Origin of the sequence: Flaviramulus sp. BrNp1-15 (assembly GCF_022259695.1) — a bacterium.
Classification (GTDB): Bacteria; Bacteroidota; Bacteroidia; order Flavobacteriales; family Flavobacteriaceae; genus BrNp1-15.
Map to the genome: position 1 here is coordinate 908,040 of NZ_CP092099.1, position 13,785 is coordinate 921,824.

The 13,785-nt window shown below is 32.1% G+C and carries 10 protein-coding genes; 7 read left to right on the top strand and 3 right to left on the bottom strand.

The features are described 5' to 3' along the window. The first annotated feature begins 204 nt into the window (after positions 1-204). The 5 genes from porU to MBM09_RS04080 all read left to right on the top strand — a co-directional run bounded on the left by porU (position 205) and on the right by MBM09_RS04080 (position 8,662). Positions 205-4,089 carry a type IX secretion system sortase PorU gene (porU, locus tag MBM09_RS04060; RefSeq protein WP_238675578.1) on the top strand — a complete coding sequence of 1,295 codons (3,885 nt, stop codon included), beginning with the start codon at positions 205-207 and terminating at the stop codon, positions 4,087-4,089. A 34-nt stretch (positions 4,090-4,123) separates the two neighbouring features. Further along, positions 4,124-5,362, top strand: coding sequence for a type IX secretion system outer membrane channel protein PorV (gene porV / locus MBM09_RS04065; protein ID WP_238675579.1), 1,239 nt, complete (start codon positions 4,124-4,126; stop codon positions 5,360-5,362). 99 nt (positions 5,363-5,461) lie between these two features. Then, positions 5,462-5,944: a cytidine deaminase gene (gene cdd / locus MBM09_RS04070; RefSeq protein ID WP_238675580.1), complete on the top strand. Its 483-nt coding sequence runs from the start codon at positions 5,462-5,464 to the stop codon at positions 5,942-5,944. Positions 5,945-6,034: 90 nt separating this feature from the next. Further along, a complete protein-coding gene (gene pdhA, locus MBM09_RS04075) occupies positions 6,035-7,033 on the top strand; it encodes a pyruvate dehydrogenase (acetyl-transferring) E1 component subunit alpha (RefSeq protein WP_238675581.1) in 999 nt (332 codons plus the stop codon). A 6-nt stretch (positions 7,034-7,039) separates the two neighbouring features. Continuing rightward, on the top strand, positions 7,040-8,662 hold the full coding sequence (locus tag MBM09_RS04080) for a pyruvate dehydrogenase complex dihydrolipoamide acetyltransferase (RefSeq protein WP_238675582.1): 1,623 nt from the start codon (positions 7,040-7,042) through the stop codon (positions 8,660-8,662). A gap of 86 nt (positions 8,663-8,748) precedes the next feature. Here the strand turns inward: MBM09_RS04080 and MBM09_RS04085 are convergent, their stop codons facing one another. From MBM09_RS04085 to MBM09_RS04095, 3 genes are all read right to left on the bottom strand, one after another. Next, positions 8,749-10,140, bottom strand: coding sequence for an FAD-binding oxidoreductase (locus MBM09_RS04085; protein ID WP_238675583.1), 1,392 nt, complete (start codon positions 10,138-10,140; stop codon positions 8,749-8,751). 30 nt (positions 10,141-10,170) lie between these two features. After that, positions 10,171-10,689 carry a nuclear transport factor 2 family protein gene (locus tag MBM09_RS04090; RefSeq protein ID WP_238675584.1) on the bottom strand — a complete coding sequence of 173 codons (519 nt, stop codon included), beginning with the start codon at positions 10,687-10,689 and terminating at the stop codon, positions 10,171-10,173. 119 nt (positions 10,690-10,808) lie between these two features. Beyond that, on the bottom strand, positions 10,809-11,909 hold the full coding sequence (locus tag MBM09_RS04095) for a nickel-binding protein (RefSeq protein ID WP_238675585.1): 1,101 nt from the start codon (positions 11,907-11,909) through the stop codon (positions 10,809-10,811). Between the two features lie 263 nt (positions 11,910-12,172). On the opposite strand from MBM09_RS04095, the gene MBM09_RS04100 reads away from it, so the two are divergent. Together MBM09_RS04100 and MBM09_RS04105 are read left to right on the top strand one after the other, a co-directional pair. Continuing rightward, positions 12,173-13,108: a M20/M25/M40 family metallo-hydrolase gene (locus MBM09_RS04100; RefSeq protein ID WP_238675586.1), complete on the top strand. Its 936-nt coding sequence runs from the start codon at positions 12,173-12,175 to the stop codon at positions 13,106-13,108. Continuing rightward, positions 13,098-13,784 carry an SDR family oxidoreductase gene (locus MBM09_RS04105; protein ID WP_238675587.1) on the top strand — a complete coding sequence of 229 codons (687 nt, stop codon included), beginning with the start codon at positions 13,098-13,100 and terminating at the stop codon, positions 13,782-13,784. The genes MBM09_RS04100 and MBM09_RS04105 overlap by 11 nt, the downstream gene beginning before the upstream one ends. Position 13,785: the final 1 nt, after the last annotated feature.

The window sequence follows — 13,785 nt, forward strand, 5'->3', positions numbered from 1 at the left end:
CACAAGCTATTTTTTGCATTTTAACCAAAAAAAAGTGTATTTCATCCTGTTTTTAATACATTACAACGATGTTTTTGCTGTTTTGAAGCACCGTTTTGTCATGTATTAACGTGTATTTTACCAAATTATTATCGTATTTTTGGTGTAGTTTTAAAAATGTTATGCTTTTAATAATAACAAAGCCTTAAAGACGTTTACTTTGTAATGAAAGAGAAAATTATTTTTTTATTGTTGATTTCTTCAACAGTTTTATTTGCACAACAAAAAAAATACAGTATTCTTTGGGAAAGCACGCAAATACTTTCTGGCGGGAATTTTTCAATTGAAGTTCCTTCTTTCAACAAAGAGTATTTCACCTATAACTTTGAAGAAGGTTTGCAATTTGTAGACCAATGGGAAGCTAATAATTTAGTTAATGAGTCTTCAGTATCCATTACTAATGTTGCTTATCAGGCAATTTCTAGGGCAGATTTAAAAGATTTAGATTTAAATACTATTCCGAATGAATTAGTATATACTTTAAAAAATTCAATTGCAAGAAATAAAAAGTATATCTATTTTCAGCTTTCACCTATTATTAAAGATGTTAATGGAAGCTATAAAAGAGTAACTTCTTTTCAAATAAATTACACAAACGGAAGTAATACTAATAGATTTTCTACAAACAAAACGTTTGGAAGCTCAAAAATTATTTCAAATTCAGTTTTAAGAACTGGAGAATGGTATCGGTTTTATGTAGATACTACAGGTGCTTTTAAGTTGTCTAAAAGTTTTTTACAGCGTTTAGGAGTTAATGTAAATAATGTTGATCCAAGAACAATAAAATTGTTTGGACATGGTGGTCGTATGATTCCTTTTTCTAATGCAGTGGAATATCCTTTTGATGTTCCAGAAAATGCTATAAAATTTGTAGGTGAAGAAGATGGTGTATTAGATAATGATGACCATATACTATTTTATGCACAAGGTCCAAAAGGATACAATTCAGATAGTAGAACACATATTAATTGTTATACAGATAAAACATACTATTATATAAACGTAAGTTCTGGTAATGGAAAAAGAATTGAACCATTTGTTCAACCTACAGGAACAGTAGATATGGTTATTAACACCTTTGAAGATTATCAATATCATGAGGTTGACGAATATAATTTACTTTCTTTAGGACGACGCTGGTTTGGAGATAGATTTGATGTTGAAAACAATAAAGAATTCACATTCAATTTTCCAGATTTAGTAACCACAGAGCCGATAAGTTTAGAAGTTCTTGTAGCTACAGCATCTTCAAGTGATAGTGCTATGGAAGTAACTGTTAATGGTTTTTCAGTTTCTACGCTTTCAATTCCAGGGGTTTCAAACCCTACTTTAGCAAGCGGAGCTTCGTATAATGGTATTGTTAATGTAAACTCATCAAGTATCAATGTTGGGCTTAATTTTGATAATCAAGGCAACCCTAGTACACTTGGTTATTTAGATTACATAGCAATAAAGGCTAAACGTAATTTGAATTTTCATGATAAACAATTTCAATTTGAAAACAGCGAAGTTGCTACTGCTTCTGGTATAGGACAATATAATATTACTAATGCATCACAAATTTCAGAAATATGGAATGTTACTGATATTTATAACGTTTCAAATTTTGTAAATATTGATCAAAACCCAAATTTAAGTTTTACATCTGCTTTAGGAAGTTTAAAAACATATATAGCTTTAACTCCACAGGACTATTTTGAACCAAAGTTAGATTCAAAAACGGTAGTAAATAATCAAAATATTAAAGGCACTATTTTTCAAAATAGTCAAGGTGAATTTCAAGATATAGATTATATAATTGTTACACCAAATAATACCCTTGCTCAAGCAGAACGTTTAGCTCAAATTAACAGAAATCAATATAATTTAAATGTAAAAATAGTTGGGTTAGACGAAATTTATAATGAGTTTAGTTCTGGAAATCAGGATATTGGTGCTATTAGAAACTTGGTCAAATACGTTTATGATAATGCCAGTACACTAGAGAGAAGATTAAAATACTTGTGTTTGTTTGGTGATGGTTCATTTGATTATAAAGATAGAATCTCTAATAATACTAATATTGTTCCTTCATGGCATGCATACGGTAGTTTTAATTTAGCTACCTCTTTTGTTTCTGATGATTTTTATGGGCTTATGGACGAAAATGAAGGTACAATGGCTACCAGTGATAGGCTCGATATTGCTGTAGGTAGAATTTTAGCAGATACGCCACAGCGTGCTAAAGAAATGGTCGATAAAATAGAATCATATTATACAAAAGAATCTTTTGGGCGTTGGAGAAATAATTTTGTTGTTATTTCTGATGATGTTGATAAAGATTGGGAAGGGTTATTACAAGAAACTACAGATAATGTTGGGAATTTAGTAACTCAGGAAAAACCATTCATGAATGTAGTTAAAATTCACTCTGATGCTTTTCAACAAGAATCTTCAGCAGGAGGTGATAGATATCCAGCGGTAACTACTGAAATTGTTAATGCAATAGATAACGGAGCTTTGGTAGTGAATTATTTTGGACATGGAGGAGAAGATGGTTTAGCAGAAGAACGTATTCTGTTAAAACCAGATGTGAATGGGTTACGCAATTTCTGTAAACTTAATTGTTTTGTTACTGTAACATGTGAATTTACTAGGTTTGATAATCCTTTTAGGGAAACTGCAGGCGAATTTACTTACTGGAATAAACAAGCAGGGGCTATTAGTTTAATTACAACAACAAGACAAATTTTTGTAAGTTTTGCCATCTCATTTAATAATACATTGGGTCAGTATTTGTTTTCTTATAGTGATAATGACGTTTATAATGATTACGAATATCCTTCAATGGCAGAAGCCTTAAGGTTAGCAAAAAATGACCCCGCAGTTGCTGGTGCAAGCCAAAAGAGATTAATATTTTTTATTGGAGATCCAGCAATGAAATTAGCATTTCCGAAACCAAACATAAGATTAACTGAAATAAATGATGTGCCTATTGCTCAGGCAACAGATACATTGAAAGCCTTAAGTTATGTAAAATTGGCAGGAGAAGTCACAGACATTTTTGGCAATGTGCTGCCTAATTATAATGGAACGCTTTCGGCTACAATTTATGATAAATCTATAGATAGAGAAACCTTAGCTAATGATCGTACGCGATTAAATGGAGAGCTTGTAAAGTTAAATTTTACCACTCTTGGTGAAATCATTTTCAGAGGGCAGGCATCTGTAAATAATGGTCAATTTGAATTTGACTTTGTAGTGCCAAAAGATATAGGTGTTCCTGTTGGGTTTGGTAAAGTGAGCTTTTATTCAAAAAATGAAGAACTCACAGAAAATCAATCGGGAGCAAGTATGAATACGGTTAGAATAGGAGGGATTAATGAAAATGCAGCCGAAGATAATATTGGACCAATCATTACATTATATATGAATGATGAAAATTTTGTCTCAGGAGGAATTACCAACGAAGAACCTACATTATTAGCTAAACTTGAAGATTTAAACGGAATAAATACAGCAAGTGGTATTGGTCATGATATTGTAGCTATATTAGATGGTGATGAAACTAATCCTTTTATTTTAAATGATTATTATCAAACAGAAGTTGATGATTATACAAAAGGTGTTGTGTCATTTCCGTTTAGAGATTTAGAACCTGGTTTGCATACTTTAACTCTTAAGGCATGGGATGTTTACAACAATTCATCAATTTCAGAAATTCAATTTATTGTATTTGATAAAGACCAAGATTTAGTAATAAATAACGTTCTAAATTACCCAAATCCATTTGTAAATTATACAGAATTTTGGTTCAATCACAATAGTTCGGAACCTTTAGACGTTTCTATACAGATATTTACTGTTTCAGGTAAATTGGTAAGAACCTTAAATGGACAAACCACAGGAGGTATAAAAACAACAAGTTCTTTGTCAAGAGATTTAATATGGGATGGAAGAGACGATTTTGGAGACAAAATAGGAAAAGGGGTTTATATTTATAAACTTACTGTGCATTCCAATCTTTTAAATAAGAAAGTAGAAAAAATAGAGAAACTTGTTATCCTCTAATAAAAAATTATATTTGTTAAATTAAAATTTATTCATGAAGAATCTAATATTGTTATCAGCAGCATTTGTTTTTATATTGAAAATGAACGCTCAAACAACTATAATTCCAAAAACAAATGACAGTAGAGTAATTACAACAGGATTGCCATTTGTATTAATTGCGCCAGATGCTCGTGCTGCTGCTATGGGAGATATGGGTGTGGCTACTTCAGTTGATGCCTTTTCGCAACAATGGAACTCATCTAAATATGCTTTTTCTGAAACAAAATCAGGTTTTGGAGTTAGTTATACACCTTACTTAAGTAAATTGGTAAATGATATATTTTTAGGAAACCTTACCTATTTTAATCGTTTAGATGAGAAAAGTGCTTTTGGAGCAAGTTTAAAATATTTTTCATTAGGTGATATAGAATTTGTTAACGATGAATTTTCTGAAGCATTAATTCAAAGACCAAACGAGTTTGCTTTAGATGTGTCTTATGCATTAAGGTTGTCAGATCAATTTGCAATGGCTGTTGCTATGAGATATCTTGTGTCAGATTTAAGACTTGATGATGGTAGTGGTAATACAGATGGTGCCAGTACTTTTGGTGTAGATATTTCGGGATATTATCAAAGTGAAGAAGAGGCTTATAATGATTTTAACGGACGTTGGAGAGCTGGATTTGCAATTCAAAATTTAGGTCCAAAATTTAAGTATACAGAAGATGGTTCAGAGAATTTTCAACCTACCAATTTAAGACTTGGAGCGGGCTTCGATTTTATATTTGATGATTACAATAAAATTGCTGTTACAGCTGAAGTTGCTAAACTATTAGTACCAACACCTCCAATTTTAGGTGATGAATATGAATTTACAGATAATAATGGGAATGGTACTTATGAAGAGGATGAAGACGATTTAGGAAATCTAGTTGAGTCAGATGTTATTATCTCTGGAAAATCACAAGATGTTAACTTTTTATCAGGAATATTTCAATCATTTGGTGATGCTCCTGATGGTTTTAGTGAAGAGTTAAAAGAATTTACTTGGGCACTTGGTGCAGAGTATTTATATCAAGATTCATTCGCTTTTAGAGCAGGTTATTTTAATGAAGCAGAAGAAAAAGGGGCAAGAAAATTTTTAGCTCTTGGTGCAGGTTTTAAAGCAAATGTTGTTAATATAGACTTGTCGTATTTGTTTTCAGCATCTAAAATTCAAAGTCCATTAGAAAATACTTTACGTTTCTCATTAACCTTCAATATTGGGGCAGGAGAATATGACGAATATTAATTAATTGTATCACATTAAATAAGAATCAAAAACTATTGCTTTAGCAATAGTTTTTTTGTCTGTAATAGTTTTTTAAATTTACCGCATACATTCCAAACTATGAAGGAAATAAAAATAGAGTCTACATTATATGTTTTTGATAATGTACATGAACTTCCGCAAGATGCTTTTACACTTATGCAAAAAGCTGTTGAAGCCAGAGAAAAAGCATATGCGCCATATTCAAAATTTCATGTTGGTGCTGCATTACTCTTAGATAATAATGAGATAGTAACTGGTAATAATCAGGAAAACGCATCCTATCCATCTGGGTTATGTGCCGAAAGAACAGCTATTTACTATGCTGGAGCTAAATATCCAAATGCAAAAATAGTTAGAATGGCAATTACTGCGGGCTCAAAAAAACATCAAACAAAAGAACCTATTCCTCCCTGTGGAGCTTGTAGGCAAGCTATTGCAGAATATGAAATAAAACAGGAAACACCTATTGAAATTTATTTTATGGGAGAAACTGGAAAGGTTGCAAAGTCTAAATCATTAGAAAATTTATTGCCTTTGATGTTTAATAAAGAGGTATTATAAAAAAATCAGGTAAAAAATTACGATTTTCAGTTTTTCCATTAATGACTAAAGTATTACTTTTGTTTTTCCTTTGTTAAATTAAGGTCACTAATGAAAAAAGTTACAAAAGAGGTCTACCTTAAATGGTATGAAGACATGTTATTCTGGAGAAAATTTGAAGATAAACTAGCGGCAGTTTATATTCAACAAAAAGTTAGAGGATTTCTTCACTTATACAATGGTCAAGAAGCAGTATTAGCAGGAGCTTTACACGCTATGGATTTGACTAAAGATAAAATGATTACTGCTTATCGTAATCACGTTCAGCCAATAGGCATGGGTGTAGACCCAAAACGTGTTATGGCAGAATTGTATGGTAAAGCTACAGGAACCTCACAGGGTCTTGGTGGTTCTATGCATATCTTTTCAAAAGAGCACCGTTTTTATGGAGGGCATGGTATTGTTGGAGGCCAAATTCCATTAGGAGCAGGTATTGCATTTGGAGATAAATATCACGATAGCGACGCCGTTACTTTATGTTGTTTTGGTGATGGTGCTGCAAGACAAGGTTCTTTACACGAGACTTTTAACTTAGCTATGCTATGGAATCTTCCTGTTGTTTTTGTTTGTGAAAATAATGGTTACGCTATGGGTACTTCTGTTGAAAGAACAGCAAGTCATACAGATATATGGAAACTTGGGTTAGGGTACGAAATGCCTTGTGGACCAGTTGATGGGATGAATCCAGTTAAAGTTGCTGAAGCTTTTGATGAAGCTATACAGAGAGCCCGAAAAGGAGGAGGGCCAACATTTTTAGAATTAAAAACGTATCGTTACAGAGGGCATTCAATGAGTGATGCACAACACTATAGAACGAAAGATGAAGTTGAAGAATACAAGAAAATAGACCCTATTACACAAGTAAAAGATATTATTCTTGAAAAGAAATATGCTTCTATAGATGACATTAAAGTTATTGATAAACGCGTAAAAGCATTAGTAGCAGAATGTGAAAAATTTGCAGAAGAGTCGCCATTCCCAGATAAAAAGGTGATGTACGATGTGGTTTATGAGCAAGAAGACTATCCATTCATTCAACATAAATTATAAATAACTATGGCAACAGTAGTAAATATGCCGCGTTTAAGCGACACAATGGAAGAAGGAACCGTTGCAACTTGGTTAAAAAAAGTTGGTGACAAAGTTGAAGAAGGTGATATTTTAGCTGAAATAGAAACCGATAAAGCTACCATGGAGTTTGAATCCTTTAATGAAGGAACATTACTTCATATTGGTGTTCAAGAAGGTGAAACTACTAAAGTAGATGAGCTTTTGGCTATTATTGGGGAAGAAGGTGAAGATATTTCAGCTTTATTAAATGGAGGAGGAAACGCATCCGCGGAAGCGAAAGAAGAAAAAACTGAAGCTACAAAAGAAAAGGATTCTCCTGCTGTTGAAGCTAAAAAGGAAACCGCTAGTGTAGAATTGCCAGAAGGCGTTGTAGTTGTAACTATGCCTCGTTTGAGCGATACTATGGAAGAAGGAACTGTAGCGACTTGGTTAAAAAAAGTAGGTGACACAGTTGAAGAAGGTGATATTCTAGCTGAAATAGAAACTGATAAAGCTACTATGGAGTTTGAATCATTCCAATCAGGTACTTTATTAGAAATAGGTTTACAAGAAGGTGAGTCAGCTAAAGTAGATGAGCTTTTAGCTATTATTGGTCCTGCAGGAACAGATGTTTCTGGTATTGCAGTAAATTTTTCAGTAACCTCTGAGGAGACTGAGAAAGAAGAAGCGCCAAAAAAAGAAACTCCTAAGGTTGCAGATACCGCTAAAACTTCAGAACTTAAAGCAAATGCACCAAAACCAACTCCAGTTACAGCAAACGGACGTGTTTTTGTATCTCCATTAGCTAAAAAATTAGCTGAAGAAAAAGGTATTAACTTAACACAAGTCCAAGGCTCTGGAGAGCATGGTCGTATTATAAAACGCGATATTGAAAACTTTACACCTGTATCTGGCGCATCCGTTGGTAAATTTATTCCAGCAGGACAAGAAGATTTTGAAGATGTACCAAATTCACAAATGCGTAAAGCGATTGCAAAAGCTTTAACAAATTCTAAATTTACAGCACCACATTACTATTTAAGTGTAGAATTTGATATGGAAAATGCAATTGCATTTCGTCAACAATTTAATTCTATTCCAGATACAAAAATATCATATAATGATATGATTGTTAAAGCTTGTGCTTTAGCATTAAAACAGCATCCTCAAGTAAACTCGCAATGGTTTGCAGATAAAATGCGATTAAATAATCATGTACATATTGGTGTTGCAGTGGCTGTTCCAGATGGTTTAGTAGTTCCTGTAGTTAAGTTTGCAAACGAACAAACCTTACCACAAATAGGAGCAGCGGTTAAAGATCTTGCAGGAAAAGCTAGAAATAAAAAGTTGACACCAGCAGAAATGGAAGGAAGTACATTTACGGTTTCTAATTTAGGAATGTTTGGTATTGATACTTTTACTTCGATTATTAATCAGCCAAATTCAGCAATTCTTTCAGTTGGAAATATAGTTGAAAAACCAGTGGTTAAAAATGGACAAATTGTTGTAGGTAACACCATGAAATTATCTTTAGCTTGTGACCATAGAACGGTTGATGGCGCTACAGGTGCTCAATTTCTTCAAACATTAAAAGGGTATATAGAAAACCCTGTTACTATGTTAGTGTAAAAACATATAATAATATTATAGATATGAAAACCTGTTTCAATTATTTGAAACAGGTTTTTTGCTTAATAATATACTTAAAAAAGAATTTAATTTTTCGGTTTTATATTCTGATTGACTTTAAATAAATTTTCAGGGTCGTATTTAGCTTTGATTTTAGCTAGCCTTTCATAGTTGTGTTTGTAACTTGCTTGAACACGTTCTTGCCCTTCATCCATCATAAAATTTGAATATGCTCCTCCAGAAGAATAAGGATGCAATGCTTCCCAATAGTCTTTACACCAATTGGTGATTATATCTGCGTTTGCAGGATCTGAATCAACGCCAACGATAACTCCTGCATATTTGGCATCACGATATGCCCAAGGCGTATCTTCTAATCCAACACGACTTGCAGCACCACTAATAGGATATAAATGCATTTGAGATAGCGAAGTTGGTATTTTAGAACCGAATTTTAAATGTTGAGCACTAATTTCAGGCCCTAATTCATTAAAAAAGTCAGCTCTCCAATACCATTGTAAACCATGAGGTAGCATACCATCGAACATGGTTTGAATAGATGGATAAGGCATTTCACCACAATGAGCAAAAACAGGATTTAATTCCATAACGGGTTTAATTAATTTATCAAATTCATCTTGATTTCCAGTATAACACCATACAATACCACAGTATTTATTTCCGTGTAAAAAATCTGGAAAAGGAGGACCTGGAATAACCATAGTGGCAATAAAACCATTTAATTCTTCAGGTGCTTTATTAATAAATTTATGATACCATGCCATAATTTCTTCAGTTCTTTCTATAGGCCATAATGTTGGACCTCCAATAACCGTTTTTACAGGATGAGCTTGAAATTTAAAAGATGTTACAATGCCAAAGTTTCCACCACCACCACGAATAGCCCAAAACAAATCGGAGTTTTCATTTTTACTTACAGTAACAAACGAACCATCTGCCAAAACCATATCGGCTTCTAATAAGTTATCAATGGTTAAGCCATATTTTCTAGATAAATGGCCAACGCCACCACCTAAAGTTAACCCGCCAACACCAGTTGTAGATATTATTCCTGCTGGAACTGCCAATCCAAAAGCGTGTGTAGCATGATCTACTTCTCCCCAAAGATTTCCACCTCCAACTCTTACTGTGTTATTAGAGGTGACTACCCGAACAAATTTTAATCCAGACAAATCAATAACAAGTCCGTCGTCGCACAATCCTAATCCTCCGCCATTATGTCCGCCACCTCTTACAGCAATTAATAGGTTGTTGTCTCTTCCAAAGTTTACGGCAGCTATTACATCGGCCACATCAAGACACATTACAAACATTCCTGGACGTTTATCAATCATACCATTATAAACTTTGCGTGTTTCGTTATATGAAGTGTTTTCAGGTAATACAATATCTCCTCTTAATTGAGAAGCAAATGCGTTAATTGATTCAGGTTGTAAATTTTTTACTAAATTTTTCATTGCTTTTTTGGTTATGGTTGGTTAAAAAAGTTATACATTTTTAGTCTTTTCAAATTGTGAAAAATGTTCGTGAGTTATTTTCCAAGTATTGTTAACTTTTATAAAAACTAAAGTTACATTAGCCCATATTTGAGGCGTTTGCTCTTGAATTTTGGGTCTGAAATCTGCTTCGAAAGTCACAACAGAAACATCTCCAAAAACATCAATCTTTAAACCGCCAAGGGTGTAGTCAAAATTAGAAATAGCACCAACAAACCCTCTTTCGTATGCTTCGTTTTCTTCTGAACCAAAACGAGGTTCATCGTTTCTGAATTCTGTAAACTTTGAACCATAAATGTGATGCGCTATTAGTTTGTCGGCATCGTTTTCTTGGAAACATTTAAAGATGTCATCAATTACTTTTTTTATTTCAGCTTTAGCTTCAGGAAAGTCATCGTTGAGTATGTCAACTTTTGACTCTTCAATGATTGGAGTTTGTTCTTTTTCTTTACAATTTGTGAATGAAAGCCCTAAAATCACAACCAACATTACTATTAGTTTTGTTTTCATAATTTTTAATTTTATTGATTATTTGTCAAAACTATAAAGAGAGAAACGAACACAATTATACATTTAATTCAAAAAAGTAGAATTTTGAACCATTGCTAATTTTATTAAAAAAAACCAGCTTACACTACATGCTGCTGAATATATTTTGAAGGGAGAACACCATATTTATCAAGAAAACACTTTGAAAAATATGCAGCACTATTAAAACCTGTCTCAAATGCAATTTCAGAAATGTTACCATATTGCTTATGTATTAAATTCAAAGCTTTATGTAACCTAAATTCTTTTAGGAAATTATTTGGAGATTGTCCTGTTAAATGAGTTAATTTTCTGTAAAGCTGCGATTTACTTAAACCTAAAGCTTTGCTAAAATCATTAACATTAAAGTTGGGTTTATTCCAAATTTGTTCTACAAAATCAATTAATTGAGTTAGGAATTTTTCTTCATTAGGTTTTAATGTTTTTATAATTTCATTATTAATGAAAGAATTTCTGTTTTCACTTTCATATAATAATTTTACTTCGGTAGTAATTACTAATTGGTTCTTAATAACGTTACACATGCGTGTGGCAAGTGTAATGGTATCTTCAAAAATACTTTCTTTATTAGTAGTTATAGGAATACCAGAAGTTAAAGCAATATTAAGTTTACTTGTAGAGGAATTTTGATTAGGTTTAAATTGCGACTGTACTTTCGAACCACATGAAACAGCATCGGTTACAGATTTAAAGGATACTAAATAAGAGTTGTTATCTTTTTTTACAACGCGACCGTTAAATTTTTTTAAAGTTTTAGAAATATTATCATGAAATTTTTGAGCAAATATGGAAAATTGATTAGTTTCAAGATGTTTTAAATAATTACTACTTTCAATGACCATTAATACCCTAAAAGCGGGGTCGTTTATAATATTTAACTCAGTATTTTTCGATTTTTCAGGATCTTCTATTCTTCCTAAAAATGATTCTACAATTGTGTCGTCTACCTCAATTATTTTTAAAGGAATATCTCCATGAGCCTGAGCATGTAAATTTTTAAGAGCTTGTTTGTTTGGAGCCTCTATTAAACAGAAAGCTGTTTGCCTTTTTTCGTCACACCAATAAGTCAATCCGCGACAATTATGTAGATGTTCTATTTTTAAATCGGCTTGATGCATTTCTGCTACATGTTCTGCAGTAACACCATCAGGCATTTCATGAAGATCTAGATATATTGGCATAATTGGTTGTGTTTTCTAATGAGTTAATATTTTAACGAGTTAAAGGTTGTCATGTTTTTTATTAAGCTTATGCAATAACTTAGCGGCTGTTATTAAATTTTAAAATTACTTTTAAAAAAAGTACTAAGTTCTATTAATTAGATTCTAGGAAAAGTGTTTAACTATCTCAAATATAGCATTTTAATTTGTGGTTAGTCTAATAACAAGTATTTTATTTTATTGCTGTATATTAGTTTTTTATCTTTAAAATCTTAATTTGAATTATGAAAAATATTATACTACTCTTAGGTTTTTTACTTGTAATAGGATGTAAGTCTTCTAAAATAGAACTAGCTACTGTTACTGATGTTGAGAAAAGTTTGTCTTATTTAGCTTCAGATGAATTAGAAGGAAGACAAACAGGAACTATAGGTATAGAAAAAGCAGCTGTTTATATAGAAAATACTTTTAAAGAAAACGGAGTTAAACCTTATTTCAAAACTTACAGAGATAGTTTCAATCTAAAAAACATTGTTGGTTATAATATTGTTGGTTATATAGAAGGAACTGATGAAAATCTTAAAGATGAATTTGTGATTTTAGGTGCACATTATGATCATATTGGTAAAGGAAAAGAAGTTGATGGAGATGTGATTGCAAATGGTGCCAATGATGATGCATCTGGTACGGTAGCCGTTTTAGAATGGGCAAAATATTTTTCAAAAGCCAAAAATAATAAGCGAAGTGTTTTATTTACATTGTACGCAGCAGAAGAAATGGGTTTAAAAGGCTCTGAACATTTAGCAGAAAAATTAAAAACAGCTAATATAGATTTATACACCATGATAAATTTTGAAATGGTAGGAGTGCCTAGAGCAGAAAGGGAAGTTCTGGCTTACATAACAGGTTATGATAAATCTAATATTGCAGAAAAGTTAAATGTTTATGCAAATGAAGAAATAATTGGTTTTTTACCTCAAGCTAAAGAATATAATCTTTTTAAGCGTTCAGATAATTTTTCATTTTATAATGAATTTAAAACGCCATCGCATGCCATATCAACATTCGATTTTACAAATTTTGAATATTATCACCATGTAGATGATGAAGTTGATAAAATGGATTTTGAACATATGACGAGCTTTATAAATAAAATGATTCCTGCTTTACAAGGCATGATAAATGCTCCAACAAAAGAGATAATAATGAATGATGAGTAAAAACATAATAATAACAGGAACAAGTAGGGGAATAGGTTTTGAGTTAGTTCAACTTTTTGCTAAAGCAGGACATAAAGTTTTAGCGCTTTCGCGGAATGAAAAACCGGTACAAAATTTAAAATTAGATAATGTAACCTGCTTTTCATTCGATTTAGGAAATATTGAAGCCTACAAAAAAGTTGAAAGTTTTATAACTGATAATTGGAAGCAAGTAGATATATTAATTAATAATGCTGGAGCTTTACTCAATAAACCATTCTCTGAAACTAATATTAAAGATTTTGAAGCTGTTTATAAAACCAATGTTTTTGGAGTAGCGGAGTTAACACGCTTAATGTTGCCTTTTATGAAAGAAGGTAGTCATGTAGTAACCATAAGTTCTATGGGTGGAGTTCAAGGTAGTATGAAGTTTCCGGGTTTAGCAGCTTATAGCTCAAGTAAAGCTGCAGTTATAACATTAACCGAGCTATTAGCAGAAGAATATAAAGATTCAGGTATCTCTTTTAATGTGTTAGCATTAGGAGCAGTACAAACCGAAATGCTTGAAGATGCTTTTCCTGGTTATCAAGCACCAACTACAGCTTTAGAAATGGCAGAATATATTCTGGATTTTTCACTTAATGGAAATAAATATTATAATGGAAAGTTGTTACAGGTTTCAAATTCTACTCCTTAAT

Bases quoted from the DNA above. Each gene is read 5' to 3' on its own strand.
- porU (WP_238675578.1), top strand. From the start codon at position 205: ATGAAAGAGAAAATTATTTTTTTATTGTTGATTTCTTCAACAGTTTTA.
- porV (WP_238675579.1), top strand. From the start codon at position 4,124: ATGAAGAATCTAATATTGTTATCAGCAGCATTTGTTTTTATATTGAAA.
- cdd (WP_238675580.1), top strand. From the start codon at position 5,462: ATGAAGGAAATAAAAATAGAGTCTACATTATATGTTTTTGATAATGTA.
- pdhA (WP_238675581.1), top strand. From the start codon at position 6,035: ATGAAAAAAGTTACAAAAGAGGTCTACCTTAAATGGTATGAAGACATG.
- MBM09_RS04080 (WP_238675582.1), top strand. From the start codon at position 7,040: ATGGCAACAGTAGTAAATATGCCGCGTTTAAGCGACACAATGGAAGAA.
- MBM09_RS04085 (WP_238675583.1), bottom strand. From the start codon at position 10,140: ATGAAAAATTTAGTAAAAAATTTACAACCTGAATCAATTAACGCATTT.
- MBM09_RS04090 (WP_238675584.1), bottom strand. From the start codon at position 10,689: ATGAAAACAAAACTAATAGTAATGTTGGTTGTGATTTTAGGGCTTTCA.
- MBM09_RS04095 (WP_238675585.1), bottom strand. From the start codon at position 11,909: ATGCCAATATATCTAGATCTTCATGAAATGCCTGATGGTGTTACTGCA.
- MBM09_RS04100 (WP_238675586.1), top strand. From the start codon at position 12,173: ATGAAAAATATTATACTACTCTTAGGTTTTTTACTTGTAATAGGATGT.
- MBM09_RS04105 (WP_238675587.1), top strand. From the start codon at position 13,098: ATGATGAGTAAAAACATAATAATAACAGGAACAAGTAGGGGAATAGGT.